The organism is Klebsiella pneumoniae subsp. pneumoniae HS11286 (genome assembly GCF_000240185.1).
Lineage (GTDB): Bacteria > Pseudomonadota > Gammaproteobacteria > Enterobacterales > Enterobacteriaceae > Klebsiella > Klebsiella pneumoniae.
Genome location: NC_016845.1, coordinates 4,852,781 through 4,870,140 on the forward strand (window position 1 = coordinate 4,852,781; position 17,360 = coordinate 4,870,140).

The window sequence follows — 17,360 nt, forward strand, 5'->3', positions numbered from 1 at the left end:
TGAAGCCCGGGTTCGCCGGGCATTTTTATTTTTGCGCTTATGAAAAAGAATATAAATTTACGCAGCCTGGCCGCCCAGGCTATCGAACAAGTTGTTGAAAAAGGGCAGTCTTTAAGCAACGTACTGCCCCCTCTACAGCAGAAAGTCAGCGATAAAGATAAAGCGCTACTGCAGGAGTTGTGCTTTGGTGTACTACGTACTCTAAGCCAGCTGGAGTGGCTCATCAGCAAGCTAATGGCGCGTCCGATGACCGGCAAACAGCGCACCGTGCACTTTCTGATCATGGTTGGTCTCTATCAGTTACTCTACACCCGCATTCCCCCGCATGCCGCGCTGGCGGAAACGGTAGAAGGCGCGGTGGCCATTAAACGCCCGCAGCTTAAAGGGCTAATCAACGGCGTGCTACGCCAGTTCCAGCGCCAGCAGGAAGCGTTGTTAGCCGAATTTGCTGAGCATGAAAACCGCTATCTTCATCCCAAATGGCTGCTGAAACGCCTGCAGCAGGCCTGGCCGGAGCAGTGGCAGGAGATCGTCGAGGCGAACAACCAGCGCCCGCCGATGTGGCTGCGCGTTAACCGCAACCATCATTCCCGGGATGAGTGGCTTGCCCTGCTTAACGAGGCCGGTTTAGAGGGCTTTACCCACCCTGATTATCCGGACGCCGTACGCCTGGCCACCCCTGCCCCGGTCCACGCGTTACCAGGATTTGATGAAGGTTGGGTAACCGTTCAGGACGCCTCGGCCCAGGGCTGTATGCGCTACCTGCAGCCGAAAAATGGCGAACGCATCCTCGATCTCTGCGCGGCACCGGGCGGGAAAACGACGCATATTCTGGAAGTCGCCCCCCAGTCTCAGGTCATGGCGGTGGATATTGATGAACAGCGTCTGTCCCGCGTCTATGACAACCTGAAACGGCTGGGCATGAAAGCCGAAGTCAAGCAGGGCGATGGCCGCTTCCCTGAGCAGTGGTGTGGCAATGAGCAGTTCGATCGTATTCTGCTGGATGCCCCCTGCTCCGCAACCGGCGTTATTCGCCGCCATCCGGATATCAAATGGCTGCGCCGGGATCGGGATATCGCCGAGTTAGCCCAGCTGCAGGCCGAGATCCTCAATGCCACCTGGGCGCACCTGAAGCCAGGCGGCACGCTGGTTTACGCAACCTGTTCTATTCTGCCGGAAGAGAACGGTCAGCAAATTGCCGCCTTCCTCGCGCGAACTCCGGATGCAGAACTTCACGCAACCGGCACGCCGGCGAGCCCCGGGCAGCAAAATCTGCCGGGCGTGGAAGAAGGTGATGGCTTCTTTTACGCTAAGCTAATCAAACGTCGGAACTAATGGGTCACTGCAGATGAAGATTATTATTCTGGGCGCCGGCCAGGTCGGCGGCACGCTGGCGGAAAACCTCGTCGGCGAGAACAATGATATTACGCTGGTTGATACCAATGGCGACCGTCTGCGCAGCCTGCAGGATAAGTTCGACCTGCGTGTCGTCCAGGGGCATGGCTCTCACCCTCGCGTACTGCGTGAGGCGGGGGCCGATGATGCCGATATGCTGGTAGCGGTCACTAGTTCGGACGAAACCAACATGGTGGCCTGCCAGGTCGCTTATTCATTGTTCAATACGCCAAACCGCATAGCGCGTATTCGTGCGCCTGATTACGTTCGTGATGCGGAAAAGCTCTTCAACTCTGAAGCGGTACCCATCGATCACTTAATCGCTCCGGAACAACTGGTCATCGACAACATCCACCGTCTGATCGAATATCCCGGCGCGCTGCAGGTCGTGAACTTCGCAGAAGGAAAAGTCAGTCTCGCGGTAGTAAAAGCCTATTATGGTGGCCCGCTGGTGGGGAATGCCTTATCCACTATGCGGGAGCATATGCCGCATATCGATACGCGCGTGGCCGCCATTTTCCGCCACGATCGCCCCATCCGCCCGCAGGGTTCGACGATTGTCGAGGCCGGAGATGAAGTCTTCTTTATTGCCGCCTCGCAGCATATTCGCGCGGTCATGAGCGAACTGCAGCGACTGGAAAAGCCGTATAAGCGTATTATGCTGGTCGGCGGGGGCAATATTGGCGCGGGTCTGGCCCATAAGCTGGAAAAAGATTACAGCGTTAAGCTTATCGAACGTAATCAGCAGCGAGCCGCTGAGCTGGCGGAAAAGCTGCAGCATACTATCGTCTTCTACGGGGATGCATCGGACCAGGAGCTGTTGGCTGAAGAGCATATTGACCAGGTGGACCTGTTTATTGCCGTCACTAACGACGACGAAGCCAATATTATGTCGGCTATGTTGGCCAAGCGAATGGGCGCGAAAAAAGTGATGGTGCTAATCCAGCGCAGAGCCTACGTGGATCTGGTCCAGGGTAGCGTCATCGATATTGCGATTTCGCCTCAGCAGGCCACAATTTCCGCACTCCTCAGTCATGTCCGTAAAGCTGATATTGTCGGCGTCTCCTCCTTGCGCCGCGGCGTTGCAGAAGCGATCGAGGCAGTCGCGCACGGCGATGAGAGCACCTCCCGGGTAGTCGGGCGTTCGATCGATGAGATCAAACTTCCACCGGGCACGATCATCGGCGCCGTCGTGCGGGGCAATGACGTGATGATCGCCAATAATAATCTACGGATCGAGCAGGGCGACCATGTGATCATGTTTTTGACCGATAAGAAGTTTATTTCCGATGTCGAAAGGCTGTTCCAGCCAAGTCCTTTCTTCCTGTAATTCCCAGGGCGCCGAACAGGCGCCTTTTTATTATCCCTTATTATTCAAAGGTTAATATTTTGCAGTAACTATCTGCTGGGAATGGCAAATGAAAATACATTTGTTAAACTTACAACGTCAGCTGGCACAAGGAGAATAAAATGAGTTTTTTAAAAGAGTTTCGCGAATTCGCGATGCGCGGGAACGTTGTCGATTTGGCAGTGGGTGTGATCATCGGTGCAGCATTCGGTAAAATTGTTTCATCACTGGTCGCGGATATTATTATGCCGCCACTCGGCCTGTTGATTGGCGGGATCGATTTTAAACAGTTTGCCGTCACGCTACGTGATGCCCAAGGCGATGTCCCGGCTGTGGTGATGCATTATGGGGTATTCATTCAAAACGTTTTCGATTTCATCATCGTCGCGTTTGCCATCTTCATGGCGATTAAATTGATGAATAAGTTAAATCGTAAGAAAGAAGAGGCTCCGGCGGCACCGCCAGCTCCCTCTAAAGAAGAAGTTCTGCTGAGCGAAATTCGCGATCTGCTGAAAGAACAAAACAACCGTTCTTAATCAGCAGAGAAAGCAGAAGGCCAGTGGTAAAAAAGCGATTCGCTTGCTTGCCACTGGCCTCCCGATCAATCCTTCCTGCATGTTTATCTTTACGTTGATAGCTTCCTTTCCCTTTCTTGTTTTTCTCTACGCGCTGCCTGAATAACGGATCGTGGAGAAGTGCCTCAATGGCGTTATCTTTAATTTGTCCTTTAGTATGCTGATAGCGACTCATAGTTACTCCGGTATATGTATAAACTCGGCGCGAGTGTAGATCCGCGCGTTTAAAAAATCAACGTCCGCCATTGCCGTTGCTGGCCCCTTGTTCAAGGGCCTCAAGGATAGAACAGTAAACGCTGCTGTGGGCAGTGCCGCAACAGGCATCGTTGAGCCGCTGCAGAGAGCGGCGCATCGTCTGTAGCTCTTTAATCCGCGCCTCAACTTCACTTAATCGCGCCTGAACGATCCCTTTCGACTCCTGACAGGTATGATGCTCCGGATCGATGCGGATCGACAATAATTCGCGGATCGCTTCCAGGCTGAAACCCAGTTGTCGGGCATAACGAATAAAGCGCAGCCGTTGAAGATCGTTATCCGAGTACAGACGAAATCCTCCCTCGGTGCGTATGTCATGATCCATCATCTGCTGCTTTTCATAGTAGCGGATGGTATCAGGCGTCACGTCGGCCAGTTTTGCCAGTTCACCAATACGATACATATTTACTCCTGATTTATTTTTTGCAGCAACGCATCGGCGTACTCACCGCGTAAAAAGTCGGTGTTCAGACCTGCCTGACGTAACTTCAGCTCGAGCAGGGCAAGGCGTTTGCTAAGTTCGGCATGACGCGGATCGTCCTGACGGACGCCGTTCAGTAAGTCTGCCAGAGCCAACGCTTCTTTGCGTTGCTCCAGTTCCGGAGGAAGACATCCTGCATTTTTCAGAAGGCGATAGCCTGCCCGCAACTCCGCCGGCACATGTGAATCGTCATCGAGAGTCAGCGGTTCTCCGCTGCCGGGTAAATTATCGAACTCACCTTTGGTTTGGGCATCGAGGATATGACGTTCCGCCCACTGATCCAGCAACCACATTCTACGGCTCCAGGGGATGAACAAAAAGAGTACAGATAGTGTAGTGAAATGGGGATGGGGTAGATATAAAAAAACCCGCCAGGGCGGGTTTTTTTACGTTACTACAGATTACTCTGCAGCAGCTTCTGCTTTCGGCTCAGCACGATCAACCAGCTCGATGTATGCCATCGGCGCGTTGTCGCCTGCACGGAAGCCACACTTCAGAATGCGAGTGTAACCACCGGCGCGGCTCGCGAAACGCGGGCCCAGCTCGTTAAACAGTTTTGCCACGATCTCGTTATCACGAGTGCGGGCGAATGCCAGACGACGATTAGCAACGCTATCAGTCTTGGCAAGAGTAATCAGCGGCTCAACTACGCGACGCAGTTCTTTCGCTTTCGGCAGGGTCGTCTTGATGATTTCATGACGAACCAGCGAACCTGCCATGTTACGGAACATAGCCTGGCGATGGCTGCTGTTGCGGTTCAGTTGACGACCACTCTTACGATGGCGCATGACCTTATCCTTCTCAGTAAAACCTTAACCTGTGATCCGGTTACTCGTCAGCAATGCTTGCTGGTGGCCAGTTTTCCAGGCGCATGCCCAGAGACAGTCCACGGGAAGCCAGCACGTCTTTAATCTCAGTAAGAGATTTTTTACCCAGGTTCGGCGTTTTCAGCAACTCAACCTCGGTACGCTGTACCAGATCACCGATATAGTGGATAGCTTCTGCCTTGAGGCAGTTAGCAGAGCGGACAGTCAATTCCAGATCGTCAACAGGGCGCAGCAGGATCGGATCGAATTCTGGTTTCTCTTCTTTCACTTCTGGCTGACGTACATCACGTAGGTCAACAAAAGCTTCCAGTTGTTCAGCCAGGATGGTTGCCGCACGACGAATCGCCTCTTCAGGATCGATTGTGCCGTTGGTTTCCATTTCGATGACCAGCTTGTCCAGGTCGGTACGCTGTTCTACACGCGCAGCTTCAACATTGTAGGCAATACGCTCTACAGGGCTGTAGCAGGCGTCGACCAGCAGACGGCCGATTGGGCGCTCATCTTCTTCCGAATGAATTCGGGCAGAAGCCGGCACATAACCGCGACCGCGCTGAACTTTGATACGCATGCTAATAGCAGCGTTCTCATCAGTCAGGTGGCAAATCACGTGCTGCGGCTTGACGATTTCGACATCACCGTCGTGGGTAATGTCGGCTGCGGTCACAGGGCCAATGCCAGATTTATTCAAAGTAAGGATGACTTCATCTTTACCCTGAACTCTCACCGCCAGCCCTTTCAGGTTGAGCAGGATTTCAAGGATGTCTTCCTGAACGCCTTCTTTGGTGCTGTACTCGTGCAGTACACCATCAATCTCAACCTCGGTCACCGCGCAACCCGGCATCGATGAGAGCAGAATACGGCGCAGTGCGTTACCCAGAGTATGGCCGAAGCCACGCTCTAAAGGCTCAAGGGTCACCTTGGCGTGCGTCGAACTCACTTGCTCGATATCGACCAGGCGCGGTTTTAGAAACTCTGTCACAGAACCCTGCATTGTGTCCTCTCTTTGGTACTAAGCTTTACTTGGAGTAAAGCTCGACGATCAGGTGTTCGTTAATGTCCGCAGACAGATCAGAACGCTCCGGCTGACGCTTGAACGTACCTTCCATCTTGCCAGCATCAACTTCCAGCCAGGTTGGCTTTTCACGCTGCTCAGCCAGCTCCAGAGCGGCTTTCACGCGAGATTGCTTTTTCGCTTTCTCACGAATGCTGACAACGTCATTCGCTTTAACCTGATAAGAAGCGATGTTAACAACACGACCGTTTACCATAATCGCTTTGTGGCTAACCAGCTGGCGTGCTTCAGCACGAGTGGCGCCGAAGCCCATACGGTATACAACGTTGTCCAGACGACCTTCCAGCAGAGCCAACAGGTTTTCACCGGTGTTGCCTTTCAGACGTGCTGCTTCTTTATAGTAGTTACGGAACTGACGCTCCAGCACACCGTACATACGGCGAACTTTTTGCTTTTCACGCAACTGCACACCATAGTCAGACAGACGCGGCTTACGCGCACCGTGCTGGCCAGGAGCTTGTTCAATTTTACACTTGGTATCGATCGCGCGAACGCCAGACTTAAGGAATAAGTCGGTGCCCTCACGACGGCTCAGCTTGAGCTTAGGACCCAAATATCTTGCCATTTTCTTTCTCCAACTAACCTGGAAAACGCAGCGTTATACGCGACGTTTTTTCGGCGGACGACAACCGTTATGAGGGATCGGAGTCACATCAGTAATATTAGTGATGCGGAAACCAGCGGCGTTCAGTGCACGAATGGTAGATTCGCGACCCGGACCCGGACCTTTGACCATAACTTCCAGATTCTTGATGCCGTATTCTTTTACGGCTTCTGCGCAACGCTCTGCTGCAACCTGAGCTGCGAACGGAGTGGATTTGCGAGAACCACGGAAACCGGAACCACCGGCTGTTGCCCAACCCAGTGCGTTACCCTGACGATCAGTGATGGTAACGATGGTGTTGTTAAAAGAAGCATGGATATGAGCCACGCCGTCAGAGACTTGTTTTCTTACACGCTTACGTGCACGAATTGGTGCCTTTGCCATTATTCAATCACCCCGATTATTTCTTGATCGGTTTACGCGGACCCTTACGGGTACGTGCGTTGGTCTTGGTACGCTGACCGCGAACCGGGAGACCACGACGATGACGCAAACCACGGTAGCAACCAAGGTCCATCAGACGCTTGATGCTCAGGGTGATTTCACGGCGCAGATCACCTTCAACGACAAATTTACCTACTGCTTCACGCAGAATATCAATTTGTTCTTCAGACAGCTCACTGATCTTAACATTTTCAGCGATGCCCGTTTCAGCGCAGATGGCTTTAGAACGGGTTTTGCCGATACCGAAAATAGCGGTTAAAGCGATAACGGTATGTTTGTGATCAGGAATGTTAATGCCTGCTATACGGGCCACTATGCACTCCTACTATTTAATATGTACGCACCATGCTGAAAAGCCCGTTTTCAGGATACTCAAATGGAAACGTACAGACATACAAAAGATTGGCTGGCTAATCTAGCCAGCTCAATCCAACTTTGCAAGAAAAATATGCGAAAAAATCAGCCTTGGCGCTGTTTATGCTTCGGCTCGGCACTGCAAATCACACGGATGACACCATCACGCTTAACGATTTTGCAGTTACGGCATAATTTCTTGACGGAAGCACGAACTTTCATTTTTACTCTCCGTAACTTCTCGGGCGACCAGTTTTAACGGCCGTAGCCTTTCAGGTTCGCCTTCTTCAATGCAGACTCATACTGACTGGACATCATCAGAGTTTGCACTTGAGCCATAAAGTCCATAATCACGACAACAACGATAAGCAGCGAGGTCCCACCGAAGTAGAACGGCACTTTCATCGCGTCACGCATGAACTCCGGGATCAGGCAGATAAAAGTAATGTACAACGCACCAACCAGAGTCAGGCGAGTCATCACTTTATCGATATACTTCGCCGTTTGCTCTCCCGGACGAATTCCTGGTACAAATGCACCGGACTTCTTCAGGTTATCTGCTGTTTCACGCGGGTTGAAAACCAACGCCGTGTAGAAGAAACAGAAGAAGATGATTGCAGACGCATAGAGTAACACATAAAGCGGTTGCCCAGGCTGCAAATACAGCGAAATTGTTGTCAGCCAGTTCCAACCAGTACCACCCCCGAACCATGACGTGATGGTTGCCGGGAACAGTATAATACTGGAAGCGAAGATTGCCGGGATTACCCCCGCCATATTCACTTTCAGCGGTAAATGTGTGCTCTGTGCAGCATAGACACGACGACCCTGTTGACGTTTCGCGTAGTTTACCACAATGCGGCGTTGACCACGCTCAACGAATACAACAAAGAAGGTCACTGCAAATACTAATACTGCAACCAACAGCAACAGGAGGAAGTGCAGGTCGCCTTGACGCGCTTGCTCGATAGTATGGGCGATGGCCGGCGGGAGTCCCGCAACGATACCGGCGAAGATAATGATCGAGATACCGTTACCGATACCACGTTCAGTGATCTGTTCGCCGAGCCACATCAGGAACATAGTCCCTGTGACCAGACTGACAACAGCGGTGAAATAGAATGCAAAGCCTGGATTAATCACCAGGCCTTGCATACCAGGCATATTCGGCAGACCGGTAGCAATACCGATCGACTGGAATATCGCCAGCACCAGAGTACCGTAGCGGGTGTACTGGCTGATCTTACGACGACCAGACTCCCCTTCTTTCTTCAGTTCCGCCAGCGGTTGATAAACCACCGTCAGCAGCTGCACGATGATCGATGCCGAAATGTACGGCATAATCCCCAGCGCAAAGATAGAAGCACGGCTGAGAGCACCACCAGAGAACATGTTGAACATTTCAATGATGGTGCCTCGCTGTTGCTCAAGCAGTTTGGCAAGTACAGCGGCATCAATACCAGGGATCGGAATAAAAGAGCCAATACGGAACACTATCAGCGCACCGACCACAAACAGAAGTCTGCGTTTCAGTTCGCCAAGGCCACCTTTGGCACTTTGAAAATCTAATCCCGGTTGTTTAGCCATCTGCTACTTATTCCTCAATTTTACCGCCAGCAGCTTCGATAGCAGCACGAGCACCTTTAGTCACACGCAGGCCACGAACAGTTACCGGACGAGTTACCTCACCAGACAGGATCACTTTCGCGAACTCGATCTGGACACCGATAATGTTAGCCGCTTTCAGCGCGTTCAGGTCTACTACATCGCCTTCTACGTGAGCCAGATCGGAGAGACGGATCTCTGCGGTGATCATCGCTTTACGAGAAGTGAAGCCGAATTTCGGCAGACGACGGTACAGAGGCATCTGACCACCCTCGAAACCGCGACGTACGCCACCGCCAGAACGAGATTTCTGACCTTTGTGACCACGACCACCGGTTTTACCGAGGCCAGAACCGATACCACGACCCAGGCGTTTACCCGCCTTTTTGGAGCCTTCGGCCGGAGACAGAGTATTTAAACGCATCTCTTACTCCTCAACTTTAACCATGAAGGAAACCGCGTTGACCATACCACGAACAGCAGGAGTATCCTCGCGCTCTACGGTGTGACCAATACGACGCAGACCCAGGCCAAGCAGCGTTGCCTTGTGTTTCGGCAGACGACCGATTGCACTGCGGGTTTGAGTAATTTTAATAGTCTTTGCCATGGTTTATTTCCCCAGAATTTCTTCAACGGATTTACCACGCTTGGCAGCGACCATATCCGGGGACTTCATGTTTTCCAGACCGTCGATAGTTGCACGAACCACGTTAATCGGGTTAGTGGAACCATACGCTTTAGCCAGAACGTTACGAACCCCAGCGACTTCCAGAACGGCGCGCATTGCACCACCGGCGATGATACCGGTACCTTCGGAAGCCGGCTGCATGAATACACGAGAACCCGTGTGAGTACCCTTAACCGGGTGCTGCAGGGTGCCGTGGTTCAGCGCGACGTTAATCATATTGCGACGGGCTTTTTCCATCGCTTTCTGGATCGCTGCTGGAACTTCACGCGCTTTACCGTAACCAAAACCAACGCGACCGTTACCATCGCCTACTACAGTCAGAGCTGTGAAGGAGAAAATACGACCACCTTTAACGGTTTTAGATACGCGGTTTACCGCGATCAGCTTTTCCTGCAGTTCGCCAGCTTGTTTTTCGATGTGAGCCATCTTACACCTCTACCTTAGAACTGAAGGCCAGCTTCACGGGCAGCATCTGCCAGTGCCTGGACACGACCATGATATTGGAACCCGGAACGGTCAAAGGAAACATCTTTGATGCCTTTTTCCAGAGCGCGTTCAGCGACAGCTTTACCCACAGCTGCTGCAGCGTCTTTGTTACCGGTGTACTTCAGTTGTTCAGCGATAGCTTTTTCTACAGTAGAAGCAGCTACCAGAACTTCAGAACCATTCGGTGCAATTACCTGTGCGTAAATGTGACGCGGGGTACGATGTACCACCAGGCGAGTTGCGCCCAGCTCCTGGAGCTTGCGGCGTGCGCGGGTCGCACGACGGATACGAGCAGATTTCTTATCCATAGTGTTACCTTACTTCTTCTTAGCCTCTTTGGTACGCACGACTTCGTCGGCGTAACGAACACCCTTGCCTTTGTAAGGCTCAGGACGACGGTAGGCGCGCAGATCTGCTGCAACCTGGCCGATCACCTGCTTATCAGCGCCTTTCAGCACGATTTCAGTCTGAGTCGGACATTCTGCAGTGATACCCGCAGGCAGCTGATGATCAACCGGGTGAGAGAAACCTAAAGCCAGGTTTACTACATTCCCTTTGACCGCTGCACGATAACCTACACCAACCAGCTGCAGCTTCTTAGTGAAGCCTTCGGTAACACCGATAACCATTGAGTTCAGCAGGGCACGCGCGGTACCAGCCTGAGCCCAACCGTCTGCGTAACCATCACGCGGACCGAAGGTCAGTGCATTATCTGCATGTTTAACTTCAACAGCATCGTTGAGAGTACGAGTCAGCTCGCCGTTTTTACCTTTGATCGTAATAACCTGACCGTTGATTTTTACATCAACGCCGGCAGGAACAACGACCGGTGCTTTAGCAACACGAGACATTTTTTCCTCCGATTAGGCTACGTAGCAGATAATTTCGCCACCAAGACCAGCCTGGCGCGCTGCACGATCAGTCATAACACCTTTAGAGGTAGAAACAACTGCGATACCCAGACCGGCCATAACTTTCGGCAGCTCATCTTTTTTCTTATAGATGCGCAGACCTGGGCGGCTGACACGCTGAATGCTTTCTACAACAGCTTTGCCCTGGAAATACTTGAGAGTAAGTTCCAGTTCAGGCTTGGTGTCGCCTTCAACTTTAAAATCTTCGATAAAACCTTCTTCCTTCAGCACGTTGGCGATTGCCACTTTCAGCTTGGAGGAAGGCATGGTGACCGCAGCTTTGTTCGCGGCCTGACCGTTACGGATACGGGTCAGCATATCCGCGATCGGATCTTGCATGCTCATCTGTCTTTACTCCCGTGATTCAATTGGTGACAATTACCAGCTAGCCTTTTTCAGACCCGGGATTTCACCGCGCATAGCGGCTTCACGGACCTTAATACGGCTCAACCCGAACTTCCGCAGGAAACCATGCGGACGACCTGTTTGACGGCAGCGGTTACGCTGACGAGACGGGCTGGAATCACGCGGCAGAGTCTGCAGCTTGAGAACGGCATTCCAACGATCTTCGTCGGTTGCGTTCACATCAGAGATGATAGCTTTCAGTTCAGCGCGTTTAGCGAAGAATTTATCAGCTAAAGCCACGCGCTTTACTTCGCGTGCTTTCATTGATTGCTTAGCCATTAAGTAACCCTACCTTACTTGCGGAACGGGAAGTCAAAGGCAGCCAGCAGAGCACGGCCTTCTTCGTCAGATTTCGCAGTAGTGGTAATGGTAATATCCAAACCACGAACGCGGTCGACTTTATCGTAGTCGATTTCTGGGAAGATGATCTGCTCACGGACACCCATGCTGTAGTTGCCACGACCGTCGAAAGACTTAGCGGACAGGCCGCGGAAGTCACGAATACGCGGTACAGCAATAGTGATCAGGCGCTCAAAGAACTCCCACATGCGTTCGCCACGCAGAGTTACTTTACAGCCGATCGGATAGCCCTGACGGATTTTGAAGCCTGCAACTGATTTGCGTGCTTTGGTGATCAGCGGTTTTTGACCGGAGATTGCTGCCAGGTCAGCTGCTGCGTTATCCAGCAGTTTCTTGTCAGCGATCGCTTCACCAACACCCATGTTCAGGGTGATCTTCTCGACCCGAGGGACTTGCATGACAGAATTGTAGTTAAACTCAGTCATGAGTTTCTTAACTACTTCGTCTTTGTAGTAATCATGCAGTTTCGCCATCGTACTACTCCAAATTACTTGATAGTTTCGCTGTTAGACTTGAAGAAACGGACTTTTTTACCGTCTTCGAATCTAAAGCCTACACGGTCAGCCTTGCCGGTTGCCGCATTGAAGATTGCAACGTTAGAAACCTGAATTGCAGCTTCTTTTTCAACGATGCCGCCTGGTTGGTTCAGAGCCGGAACCGGCTTCTGGTGTTTCTTAACCAGGTTGATACCTTCAACAATGACCTTGCCGGAAGACAGGACATTCTTAACTTTACCGCGCTTACCTTTATCTTTACCGGTTAACACGATAACTTCGTCATCACGACGGATTTTCGCTGCCATGATTCGCTCCTTAGAGTACTTCTGGTGCCAGAGAGATAATTTTCATGAACTTCTCGGTACGAAGTTCACGAGTTACCGGCCCAAAAATACGCGTACCGATAGGCTGCTCGCTGTTATTGTTCAGAATAACGCATGCATTACCATCGAAGCGAATGACAGAACCGTCCGGGCGACGAACACCCTTCTTGGTGCGCACCACTACCGCCTTCAGCACATCACCTTTTTTGACCTTACCACGCGGAATTGCTTCTTTGATGGTGATCTTGATGATGTCGCCTACGCCTGCGTAGCGACGGTGCGAGCCACCCAGAACCTTGATACACATTACGCGACGTGCACCGGAGTTGTCGGCGACGTTCAGCATAGTCTGTTCTTGGATCATTTTAGTGCTCCGCTAATGTCAACTACTACTGAGACCCGAAAATTAGGGTCGTTAAAAAGCCCCATATCGAGGGCGCGGCATTATAACACCACAAACCAGATATGGGTAGAAAAAATAAACGGCTCATCGCTGAGCCGTTTATCCGTATCGAGAATGCGTACTCTATTACAGAACCGCTTTCTCTACAACGCGAACCAGCGTCCAGGACTTAGTCTTGGACAGCGGACGGCATTCGCGGATTTCAACCTTGTCGCCGATACCGCATTCGTTGTTCTCGTCATGTACGTGCAGTTTGGTCGTACGTTTGATGAATTTACCGTAAACCGGGTGTTTCACCATACGTTCGATAGCAACAACAATGGATTTCTCCATTTTGTCGCTAACTACGCGACCTTGCAGAGTACGGATTTTATCGGTCATTACGCACCCGCCTTCTGAGTCAGTAAAGTCTTAACGCGTGCAACATCACGACGCACTTGCTTCAGCAGATGAGTCTGTTGCAGCTGGCCACTTGCAGCCTGCATGCGCAGGTTGAACTGCTCACGCAGCAGGTTCAGCAGCTCAGCGTTCAGCTCTTCAACGCTTTTTTCACGCAGCTCTTTTGCTTTCATTACATCACCGTCTTAGTTACAAAGGTGGTTTTGATCGGCAGTTTCGCTGCTGCCAGGCCGAATGCTTCACGGGCCAGCTCTTCCGGTACACCGTCCATTTCATACAGGACTTTACCCGGCTGAATCAAGGCAACCCAGTACTCCACGTTACCTTTACCTTTACCCATACGAACTTCCAGCGGCTTCTCGGTGATCGGTTTGTCCGGGAATACACGGATCCAGATCTTACCTTGACGCTTAACTGCACGGGTCATAGCACGACGTGCTGCTTCGATCTGACGTGCAGTCAGACGACCACGGCCAACAGCTTTCAGACCGAAAGTGCCGAAGCTAACATCCGTACCCTGCGCCAGACCACGGTTGCGGCCTTTGTGCACTTTACGGAATTTTGTACGCTTTGGTTGTAACATCAGCGACGCTCCTTATTTACGGCCTTTACGCTGCTGCTTTTTAGGTTGAGCAGCCGGTTCCGGTTGTTCAACAGCAGCCATACCACCCAGGATCTCACCTTTGAAGATCCATACCTTAACGCCGATTACACCGTAAGTGGTGTGCGCTTCAGAGGTGTTGTAGTCGATGTCAGCACGCAGAGTGTGCAGCGGTACGCGACCTTCACGGTACCATTCGGTACGTGCGATTTCCGCGCCGCCCAGACGGCCGCTAACTTCAACTTTGATACCTTTAGCGCCCAGACGCATTGCGTTCTGTACAGCACGCTTCATCGCACGACGGAACATAACGCGACGTTCCAGCTGAGAAGTGATGCTGTCAGCAACCAGTTTTGCGTCCAGTTCAGGTTTACGAACTTCGGCGATATTGATCTGTGCAGGTACGCCAGCGATATCCGCTACGACCTTGCGCAGTTTTTCTACGTCTTCGCCTTTCTTACCGATAACGATACCCGGGCGAGCGGTGTGAATGGTCACACGGATGCTCTTAGCCGGACGCTCGATAACGATGCGAGATACAGACGCTTTAGCCAGTTCTTTAGTCAGGAACTGACGTACTTTAAAATCGCTGTCCAGGTTGTCAGCGAATTCTTTGGTGTTCGCGAACCAGGTAGAGTTCCATGGTTTGACAATACCCAGGCGAATACCATTAGGATGTACTTTCTGACCCATTGCTAGTCTCCAGAGTCTCAGCGATCGGACACAACCACAGTGATGTGGCTGGTGCGCTTCAGGATGCGATCTGCACGACCTTTAGCACGCGGCATAATGCGCTTCATGCTCGGGCCTTCGTCTACGAAAATTTTCGCAACTTTCAGATCATCAATGTCAGCGCCATCGTTGTGTTCAGCGTTAGCAATGGCAGATTCCAGTACCTTCTTGACCAGTACAGCAGCTTTTTTGTTGGTGTAGGTCAGAATATCCAGGGCCTGCGACACTTTCTTACCGCGAATCAGGTCAGCTACAAGGCGAACCTTCTGAGCAGAAGAACGAGCATGGCGATGTTGAGCTAAAGTTTCCATCTCTTCCTCCTACCTTATTTCTTCTTCGCTTTTTTATCAGCAGCGTGGCCGCGATAAGTACGAGTCGGTGCGAATTCACCCAGTTTGTGACCGACCATTTCGTCGGAAACAAATACTGGAACGTGCTGACGACCATTATGGACAGCGATGGTCAAACCGATCATGTTAGGAAAGATCGTTGAACGACGGGACCAAGTGCGCAGGGGCTTCTTGTCTCCGCTTTCCACCGCTTTCTCTACCTTCTTCAGCAAGTGCAGGTCAATAAAAGGACCTTTCTTGAGAGAACGTGGCATGGCTTATCCTCTAAAATTATTTGCTACGGCGACGTACGATGAATTTATCAGTACGCTTGTTGCTGCGGGTCTTCTTACCTTTGGTCTGCAGGCCCCACGGGGATACCGGGTGCTTACCAAAGTTACGACCTTCACCACCACCATGTGGGTGGTCTACTGGGTTCATCGCAGTACCGCGAACGGTAGGACGAACACCACGCCAGCGTGCAGCACCTGCTTTACCCAGAACGCGCAGCATATGCTCAGCATTGCCAACTTCGCCCAGAGTCGCGCGGCAGTCTGCTTCGACTTTACGCATTTCACCAGAACGCAGACGCAGGGTGACATAAGCACCGTCACGAGCAACGATCTGAACGTAAGTACCAGCGGAACGAGCCAGCTGACCGCCTTTACCTGGTTTCATTTCTACGTTATGAACGGTAGAACCAACCGGGATATTGCGCATCGGCAGGGTGTTGCCTGCTTTGATTGCAGCATCAACGCCAGACTGAATCTGGTCGCCAGCTTTCAGGCCTTTCGGGGCCAGGATGTAACGGCGCTCGCCGTCTTTGTACAGAACCAGCGCGATGTTCGCGGAGCGGTTCGGATCGTACTCAAGACGTTCAACAACTGCCGGGATACCATCTTTGTTGCGTTTGAAGTCAACAATACGGTAAGCCTGCTTGTGGCCACCACCGATATGACGGGTGGTGATACGGCCATTGTTGTTACGACCACCGGATTTGCTGTTTTTTTCCAGCAACGGAGCAAAAGGTTTGCCCTTGTGCAGCTCTGGGTTAACCACTTTAACGACGTGGCGACGACCCGGAGATGTCGGTTTACATTTAACAACTGCCATTGTATTACTCCTCCGACTTACTCAGCGCCGCCAACGAAGTCCAGATTCTGGCCTTCTTTCAGGGTGACGTAAGCTTTTTTCCAGTCGCTACGACGACCGATACGCTGTCCGTGACGTTTAACTTTCCCTTTAACAACCAGGGTGTTAACGACTTCGACTTCGACTTCAAACAGTTTCTGCACAGCAGCTTTGATTTCTGCTTTGGTCGCGTCTTTAGCAACTTTGAGAACGATGGTGTTTGTTTTTTCCATCGCAGTAGACGCTTTTTCAGAAACGTGCGGTGCGCGCAGCACCTTCAGCAGACGTTCTTCACGAATCATGCCAGCATCTCCTCAACTTGCTTAACAGCATCAGCAGTCATTACGACTTTGTCGAAGGCGATCAGGCTAACCGGGTCGATACCGTTCGCATCACGTACGTCAACCTTATGCAGGTTACGTGCGGCCAGGAACAGGTTCTCGTCCAGCTCACCGGTGATGATCAGCACATCTTCCAGAGCCATGTCTTTCAGTTTCTGTGCCAGCAGCTTAGTTTTCGGCGCTTCAACAGAGAACTTCTCGACAACGATCAGACGATCCTGACGTACCAGTTCGGACAGAATGCTTTTCAGCGCGCCGCGGTACATCTTCTTGTTAACTTTTTGACTGTGGTCCTGCGGACGAGCAGCGAAGGTCACGCCACCGGAACGCCAGATCGGGCTCTTGATAGAACCAGAACGCGCACGGCCGGTACCTTTCTGGCGCCACGGTTTTTTACCGGAGCCAGTGATTTCAGCACGAGTCTTCTGAGCACGAGTGCCCTGACGCGCACCGGCTGCATAAGCAACAACAACCTGGTGAACCAGCGCTTCGTTGAAATCACGACCGAAGGTAGTTTCGGAAACAGTCAGCGCGCTCTGCGCGTCTTTCAATACTAATTCCATTGCTATCTCCTCACGCCTTCACAGCTGGTTTAACGATCAGGTCGCTACCGGTCGCACCCGGGACAGCACCTTTAACCAGCAGCAGGTTGCGCTCAGCGTCAACACGTACTACGTCCAGGCTCTGAACGGTTACACGCTCATTACCCAGCTGACCTGCCATTTTCTTGCCTTTGAACACTTTGCCCGGAGTCTGGTTCTGACCGATAGAACCCGGAACGCGGTGGGACAAGG

General features: G+C 51.8%; 31 protein-coding genes. 3 read left to right on the forward strand and 28 right to left on the reverse strand.

Annotated features, from left to right (window positions below; all coding sequences use genetic code 11):
• Positions 1-39 precede the first annotated feature (39 nt).
• From KPHS_48380 to KPHS_48400, 3 genes are all read left to right on the forward strand, one after another.
• Positions 40-1,335 carry an RNA methyltransferase Sun gene (locus tag KPHS_48380; protein ID YP_005229138.1) on the forward strand — a complete coding sequence of 432 codons (1,296 nt, stop codon included), beginning with the start codon at positions 40-42 and terminating at the stop codon, positions 1,333-1,335.
• 13 nt (positions 1,336-1,348) lie between these two features.
• On the forward strand, positions 1,349-2,725 hold the full coding sequence (locus KPHS_48390; RefSeq protein ID YP_005229139.1) for a potassium transporter peripheral membrane protein: 1,377 nt from the start codon (positions 1,349-1,351) through the stop codon (positions 2,723-2,725).
• Positions 2,726-2,865: 140 nt separating this feature from the next.
• Positions 2,866-3,279, forward strand: coding sequence for a large-conductance mechanosensitive channel (locus KPHS_48400; protein YP_005229140.1), 414 nt, complete (start codon positions 2,866-2,868; stop codon positions 3,277-3,279).
• Between the two features lie 271 nt (positions 3,280-3,550).
• Here KPHS_48400 and KPHS_48410 read toward each other — a convergent pair whose 3' ends face one another.
• From KPHS_48410 to KPHS_48690, 28 genes are all read right to left on the reverse strand, one after another.
• Complete coding sequence (locus tag KPHS_48410; RefSeq protein YP_005229141.1) at positions 3,551-3,976, reverse strand: zinc-responsive transcriptional regulator; 426 nt, start codon at positions 3,974-3,976, stop codon at positions 3,551-3,553.
• A gap of 2 nt (positions 3,977-3,978) precedes the next feature.
• A complete protein-coding gene (locus KPHS_48420) occupies positions 3,979-4,347 on the reverse strand; it encodes a DUF1992 domain-containing protein (RefSeq protein YP_005229142.1) in 369 nt (122 codons plus the stop codon).
• Between the two features lie 108 nt (positions 4,348-4,455).
• Positions 4,456-4,842: a 50S ribosomal protein L17 gene (locus KPHS_48430; protein ID YP_005229143.1), complete on the reverse strand. Its 387-nt coding sequence runs from the start codon at positions 4,840-4,842 to the stop codon at positions 4,456-4,458.
• A 40-nt stretch (positions 4,843-4,882) separates the two neighbouring features.
• A complete protein-coding gene (locus KPHS_48440) occupies positions 4,883-5,872 on the reverse strand; it encodes a DNA-directed RNA polymerase subunit alpha (protein ID YP_005229144.1) in 990 nt (329 codons plus the stop codon).
• Between the two features lie 25 nt (positions 5,873-5,897).
• Positions 5,898-6,518 carry a 30S ribosomal protein S4 gene (locus tag KPHS_48450; RefSeq protein ID YP_005229145.1) on the reverse strand — a complete coding sequence of 207 codons (621 nt, stop codon included), beginning with the start codon at positions 6,516-6,518 and terminating at the stop codon, positions 5,898-5,900.
• Positions 6,519-6,551: 33 nt separating this feature from the next.
• Positions 6,552-6,689: a 30S ribosomal protein S11 gene (locus KPHS_48460; protein YP_005229146.1), complete on the reverse strand. Its 138-nt coding sequence runs from the start codon at positions 6,687-6,689 to the stop codon at positions 6,552-6,554.
• 268 nt (positions 6,690-6,957) lie between these two features.
• On the reverse strand, positions 6,958-7,314 hold the full coding sequence (locus KPHS_48470; RefSeq protein YP_005229147.1) for a 30S ribosomal protein S13: 357 nt from the start codon (positions 7,312-7,314) through the stop codon (positions 6,958-6,960).
• Between the two features lie 296 nt (positions 7,315-7,610).
• Positions 7,611-8,942: a preprotein translocase subunit SecY gene (locus KPHS_48480; RefSeq protein ID YP_005229148.1), complete on the reverse strand. Its 1,332-nt coding sequence runs from the start codon at positions 8,940-8,942 to the stop codon at positions 7,611-7,613.
• Between the two features lie 7 nt (positions 8,943-8,949).
• Positions 8,950-9,384 (reverse strand): 50S ribosomal protein L15, encoded by a 435-nt coding sequence (locus KPHS_48490; RefSeq protein YP_005229149.1) that lies wholly within the window; start codon positions 9,382-9,384, stop codon positions 8,950-8,952.
• Positions 9,385-9,387: 3 nt separating this feature from the next.
• Positions 9,388-9,567, reverse strand: coding sequence for a 50S ribosomal protein L30 (locus tag KPHS_48500; protein ID YP_005229150.1), 180 nt, complete (start codon positions 9,565-9,567; stop codon positions 9,388-9,390).
• Between the two features lie 3 nt (positions 9,568-9,570).
• The gene (locus tag KPHS_48510) at positions 9,571-10,074 is read right to left on the reverse strand and encodes a 30S ribosomal protein S5 (protein YP_005229151.1); all 504 of its coding nucleotides are present in this window, start codon (positions 10,072-10,074) and stop codon (positions 9,571-9,573) included.
• A gap of 14 nt (positions 10,075-10,088) precedes the next feature.
• Complete coding sequence (locus tag KPHS_48520; RefSeq protein ID YP_005229152.1) at positions 10,089-10,442, reverse strand: 50S ribosomal protein L18; 354 nt, start codon at positions 10,440-10,442, stop codon at positions 10,089-10,091.
• A gap of 9 nt (positions 10,443-10,451) precedes the next feature.
• Positions 10,452-10,985, reverse strand: coding sequence for a 50S ribosomal protein L6 (locus KPHS_48530; protein ID YP_005229153.1), 534 nt, complete (start codon positions 10,983-10,985; stop codon positions 10,452-10,454).
• A 12-nt stretch (positions 10,986-10,997) separates the two neighbouring features.
• Positions 10,998-11,390, reverse strand: coding sequence for a 30S ribosomal protein S8 (locus KPHS_48540; RefSeq protein YP_005229154.1), 393 nt, complete (start codon positions 11,388-11,390; stop codon positions 10,998-11,000).
• A gap of 33 nt (positions 11,391-11,423) precedes the next feature.
• Positions 11,424-11,729 (reverse strand): 30S ribosomal protein S14, encoded by a 306-nt coding sequence (locus KPHS_48550; RefSeq protein ID YP_005229155.1) that lies wholly within the window; start codon positions 11,727-11,729, stop codon positions 11,424-11,426.
• A gap of 14 nt (positions 11,730-11,743) precedes the next feature.
• Entirely contained in the window at positions 11,744-12,283 is a 540-nt protein-coding gene (locus KPHS_48560) for a 50S ribosomal protein L5 (RefSeq protein YP_005229156.1), read from the reverse strand.
• Positions 12,284-12,297: 14 nt separating this feature from the next.
• Complete coding sequence (locus KPHS_48570) at positions 12,298-12,612, reverse strand: 50S ribosomal protein L24 (protein YP_005229157.1); 315 nt, start codon at positions 12,610-12,612, stop codon at positions 12,298-12,300.
• Positions 12,613-12,622: 10 nt separating this feature from the next.
• Positions 12,623-12,976 (reverse strand): 50S ribosomal protein L14, encoded by a 354-nt coding sequence (locus KPHS_48580; RefSeq protein YP_005229158.1) that lies wholly within the window; start codon positions 12,974-12,976, stop codon positions 12,623-12,625.
• 183 nt (positions 12,977-13,159) lie between these two features.
• Positions 13,160-13,414 carry a 30S ribosomal protein S17 gene (locus KPHS_48590; RefSeq protein YP_005229159.1) on the reverse strand — a complete coding sequence of 85 codons (255 nt, stop codon included), beginning with the start codon at positions 13,412-13,414 and terminating at the stop codon, positions 13,160-13,162.
• Positions 13,414-13,605: a 50S ribosomal protein L29 gene (locus KPHS_48600; protein YP_005229160.1), complete on the reverse strand. Its 192-nt coding sequence runs from the start codon at positions 13,603-13,605 to the stop codon at positions 13,414-13,416. The genes KPHS_48590 and KPHS_48600 overlap by 1 nt, the downstream gene beginning before the upstream one ends.
• The gene (locus KPHS_48610; RefSeq protein ID YP_005229161.1) at positions 13,605-14,015 is read right to left on the reverse strand and encodes a 50S ribosomal protein L16; all 411 of its coding nucleotides are present in this window, start codon (positions 14,013-14,015) and stop codon (positions 13,605-13,607) included. The genes KPHS_48600 and KPHS_48610 overlap by 1 nt, the downstream gene beginning before the upstream one ends.
• Before the next feature lie 12 nt (positions 14,016-14,027).
• Positions 14,028-14,726, reverse strand: a complete 699-nt coding sequence (locus tag KPHS_48620) for a 30S ribosomal protein S3 (protein YP_005229162.1) — start codon at positions 14,724-14,726, stop codon at positions 14,028-14,030.
• A gap of 17 nt (positions 14,727-14,743) precedes the next feature.
• A complete protein-coding gene (locus KPHS_48630) occupies positions 14,744-15,076 on the reverse strand; it encodes a 50S ribosomal protein L22 (RefSeq protein YP_005229163.1) in 333 nt (110 codons plus the stop codon).
• Between the two features lie 14 nt (positions 15,077-15,090).
• Positions 15,091-15,369, reverse strand: a complete 279-nt coding sequence (locus tag KPHS_48640; protein YP_005229164.1) for a 30S ribosomal protein S19 — start codon at positions 15,367-15,369, stop codon at positions 15,091-15,093.
• A 16-nt stretch (positions 15,370-15,385) separates the two neighbouring features.
• Positions 15,386-16,207, reverse strand: a complete 822-nt coding sequence (locus KPHS_48650) for a 50S ribosomal protein L2 (RefSeq protein ID YP_005229165.1) — start codon at positions 16,205-16,207, stop codon at positions 15,386-15,388.
• Between the two features lie 17 nt (positions 16,208-16,224).
• Positions 16,225-16,527: a 50S ribosomal protein L23 gene (locus KPHS_48660; protein ID YP_005229166.1), complete on the reverse strand. Its 303-nt coding sequence runs from the start codon at positions 16,525-16,527 to the stop codon at positions 16,225-16,227.
• Complete coding sequence (locus KPHS_48670; RefSeq protein YP_005229167.1) at positions 16,524-17,129, reverse strand: 50S ribosomal protein L4; 606 nt, start codon at positions 17,127-17,129, stop codon at positions 16,524-16,526. The genes KPHS_48660 and KPHS_48670 overlap by 4 nt, the downstream gene beginning before the upstream one ends.
• A gap of 10 nt (positions 17,130-17,139) precedes the next feature.
• Positions 17,140-17,358 (reverse strand): 50S ribosomal protein L3, encoded by a 219-nt coding sequence (locus KPHS_48690; protein ID YP_005229168.1) that lies wholly within the window; start codon positions 17,356-17,358, stop codon positions 17,140-17,142.
• Positions 17,359-17,360: the final 2 nt, after the last annotated feature.

Coding starts and splice junctions, on each gene's coding strand:
- KPHS_48380 (YP_005229138.1), top strand. CDS start 40: ATGAAAAAGAATATAAATTTACGCAGCCTGGCCGCCCAGGCTATCGAA.
- KPHS_48390 (YP_005229139.1), top strand. CDS start 1,349: ATGAAGATTATTATTCTGGGCGCCGGCCAGGTCGGCGGCACGCTGGCG.
- KPHS_48400 (YP_005229140.1), top strand. CDS start 2,866: ATGAGTTTTTTAAAAGAGTTTCGCGAATTCGCGATGCGCGGGAACGTT.
- KPHS_48410 (YP_005229141.1), bottom strand. CDS start 3,976: ATGTATCGTATTGGTGAACTGGCAAAACTGGCCGACGTGACGCCTGAT.
- KPHS_48420 (YP_005229142.1), bottom strand. CDS start 4,347: ATGTGGTTGCTGGATCAGTGGGCGGAACGTCATATCCTCGATGCCCAA.
- KPHS_48430 (YP_005229143.1), bottom strand. CDS start 4,842: ATGCGCCATCGTAAGAGTGGTCGTCAACTGAACCGCAACAGCAGCCAT.
- KPHS_48440 (YP_005229144.1), bottom strand. CDS start 5,872: ATGCAGGGTTCTGTGACAGAGTTTCTAAAACCGCGCCTGGTCGATATC.
- KPHS_48450 (YP_005229145.1), bottom strand. CDS start 6,518: ATGGCAAGATATTTGGGTCCTAAGCTCAAGCTGAGCCGTCGTGAGGGC.
- KPHS_48460 (YP_005229146.1), bottom strand. CDS start 6,689: ATGGTCAAAGGTCCGGGTCCGGGTCGCGAATCTACCATTCGTGCACTG.
- KPHS_48480 (YP_005229148.1), bottom strand. CDS start 8,942: ATGGCTAAACAACCGGGATTAGATTTTCAAAGTGCCAAAGGTGGCCTT.
- KPHS_48490 (YP_005229149.1), bottom strand. CDS start 9,384: ATGCGTTTAAATACTCTGTCTCCGGCCGAAGGCTCCAAAAAGGCGGGT.
- KPHS_48500 (YP_005229150.1), bottom strand. CDS start 9,567: ATGGCAAAGACTATTAAAATTACTCAAACCCGCAGTGCAATCGGTCGT.
- KPHS_48510 (YP_005229151.1), bottom strand. CDS start 10,074: ATGGCTCACATCGAAAAACAAGCTGGCGAACTGCAGGAAAAGCTGATC.
- KPHS_48520 (YP_005229152.1), bottom strand. CDS start 10,442: ATGGATAAGAAATCTGCTCGTATCCGTCGTGCGACCCGCGCACGCCGC.
- KPHS_48530 (YP_005229153.1), bottom strand. CDS start 10,985: ATGTCTCGTGTTGCTAAAGCACCGGTCGTTGTTCCTGCCGGCGTTGAT.
- KPHS_48540 (YP_005229154.1), bottom strand. CDS start 11,390: ATGAGCATGCAAGATCCGATCGCGGATATGCTGACCCGTATCCGTAAC.
- KPHS_48550 (YP_005229155.1), bottom strand. CDS start 11,729: ATGGCTAAGCAATCAATGAAAGCACGCGAAGTAAAGCGCGTGGCTTTA.
- KPHS_48560 (YP_005229156.1), bottom strand. CDS start 12,283: ATGGCGAAACTGCATGATTACTACAAAGACGAAGTAGTTAAGAAACTC.
- KPHS_48570 (YP_005229157.1), bottom strand. CDS start 12,612: ATGGCAGCGAAAATCCGTCGTGATGACGAAGTTATCGTGTTAACCGGT.
- KPHS_48580 (YP_005229158.1), bottom strand. CDS start 12,976: ATGCTGAACGTCGCCGACAACTCCGGTGCACGTCGCGTAATGTGTATC.
- KPHS_48590 (YP_005229159.1), bottom strand. CDS start 13,414: ATGACCGATAAAATCCGTACTCTGCAAGGTCGCGTAGTTAGCGACAAA.
- KPHS_48600 (YP_005229160.1), bottom strand. CDS start 13,605: ATGAAAGCAAAAGAGCTGCGTGAAAAAAGCGTTGAAGAGCTGAACGCT.
- KPHS_48610 (YP_005229161.1), bottom strand. CDS start 14,015: ATGTTACAACCAAAGCGTACAAAATTCCGTAAAGTGCACAAAGGCCGC.
- KPHS_48620 (YP_005229162.1), bottom strand. CDS start 14,726: ATGGGTCAGAAAGTACATCCTAATGGTATTCGCCTGGGTATTGTCAAA.
- KPHS_48630 (YP_005229163.1), bottom strand. CDS start 15,076: ATGGAAACTTTAGCTCAACATCGCCATGCTCGTTCTTCTGCTCAGAAG.
- KPHS_48640 (YP_005229164.1), bottom strand. CDS start 15,369: ATGCCACGTTCTCTCAAGAAAGGTCCTTTTATTGACCTGCACTTGCTG.
- KPHS_48650 (YP_005229165.1), bottom strand. CDS start 16,207: ATGGCAGTTGTTAAATGTAAACCGACATCTCCGGGTCGTCGCCACGTC.
- KPHS_48660 (YP_005229166.1), bottom strand. CDS start 16,527: ATGATTCGTGAAGAACGTCTGCTGAAGGTGCTGCGCGCACCGCACGTT.
- KPHS_48670 (YP_005229167.1), bottom strand. CDS start 17,129: ATGGAATTAGTATTGAAAGACGCGCAGAGCGCGCTGACTGTTTCCGAA.